Here is a 1,492-nt window from a genome sequence, read left to right as displayed (position 1 = left end):
GAGCGGTCCTGCCGAAAAGCGGACGGCCTACTAACGACCCAACCCAGCCGGCTGGACCTTCGTCGGCGCTTCTCCAAAGCGGCCGTTCGTCAGTCCTCCGGCAACTTCGGCTCGGGGTGGGAAGCGGATCTTGAGCCTTCTCCCGGGAGCAGACGTTCCGCAGCAGCCAGTCTACAGCGTGTCGGAGAGCGGACGTTCGTCGTCGTCGCGCCGGTTCAGGTGCAGGTATTTCGGATCAAACTCAGCGAATGCCATCAGCCGCGCCACGTCGGGGATGCGCAGGCGCTTGCTCCTCCATTCGAGCAGACCCTGACCCCGCAGATCCTGAAGGACCCGGCTCACGTGCACGGGGGTGATCCCCAGTGTGTCGGCGAGGTCCTCCTGGGTGATCGGGAACTCGAAGCTGTCCGGGCTCGCGAGGCCGACCACTTGTAGACGCACGAGCAACTCGCAGACGAGATGCGCCATCTGCCGATCGGCGTCGCGTTGGCCCATGTTCACGAGCCACTCCCGCAGCGTGCCCTCATCAACCAGGGTCGCCCACCAGAGCGCCCGCGTGATGCGGGGGTGGTGGGCCGTTAGATGCTCGATGGCCGAGCGCGGGATGTCCACGATGGTGCAGCCCCAGCCGGTGCCGATGCTGTGGTCCATCTCGCCGAGGATGGCGACGTGTAGGTCACAAAAATCGCCCGGCACCAGGAAAGCCATGATCTGGCGTCGCCCATCGCTGAGGGTCTTGTAGCGGCAGGCGAGGCCCTCCACGACGAGGTGCACGTTCTCAGGCCGCTCGCCTTCGGGGCTGATGTCCGAATGCCGCACGATGCGGCGAGTCCTTCTGGTAAGGTCCTGCAGGACGTCGCGGTCATTGTCTGTCAGACGGACTCCGTATTCGAGCTTCATGGTCAGCGGATTGGACATTCGCCCCTTGCAGCTCGGCCATGCTGATCACAGAGGACCGTGAGGCCGCATTCCGCCGTCAGCCGAACATTGGTCTGATAATACACAATTGTACCGATAAACAAATTCTAACCTAAAGCAGCCGGCATATCTAATGTATGTTATAAAGGACCGATTTTACTTACGTAAGTATATCATCGGGATAAGATTGATTTAACACTCGCAACAATGTGGCTCGTAATTCAAAGTAAGTTACAGATTTCTACGGGTGCACAAGGCACAACAAGGCATCGTCGGCCGATCGATTGTAGGCGCTAGCGACTGGGTGAGGCGAGCGCTCCCGCCTGCGATTGGGAGGACCTGATGCCCCGTTTCTTCATCGACACCTTCAACAGCATCGTCTCCATAGATGACGTCGGCCATGAGTTGCCGGACGAGGCTGCTGTGCGGGAGGTTGTCCGTAAGACGTTGGCCGATATGCTTAGGTCTGAACACAAGGGACGGCCCGCTGCCCAGTATCGGGCTGAGGTTCGCAACGAGGCCGGCCGGAACATACTGACCGCCTCTGTGCTCATCGTCATCGATCAGGTGCTAG

General features: G+C 60.2%; 2 protein-coding genes. One reads left to right on the top strand and one right to left on the bottom strand.

The genetic code is table 11. The features are described 5' to 3' along the window. Positions 1–171: 171 nt before the first annotated feature. Complete coding sequence (locus OXS27_RS32225) at positions 172–918, bottom strand: Crp/Fnr family transcriptional regulator (protein ID WP_267361729.1); 747 nt, start codon at positions 916–918, stop codon at positions 172–174. A 342-nt stretch (positions 919–1,260) separates the two neighbouring features. Between OXS27_RS32225 and OXS27_RS32220 the strand changes: the two genes are divergently transcribed. Then, on the top strand, positions 1,261–1,492 hold a 232-nt coding region (locus OXS27_RS32220; RefSeq protein ID WP_267361728.1), incomplete at its 3' end, for a hypothetical protein.

The sequence above is a fragment of the Methylobacterium sp. GC_Met_3 genome, from assembly GCF_026540775.1.
Lineage (GTDB): Bacteria > Pseudomonadota > Alphaproteobacteria > Rhizobiales > Beijerinckiaceae > Methylobacterium.
Note: the sequence above shows the minus strand (reverse complement) of the source record. Positions and strands in the feature narration are given on the sequence as shown.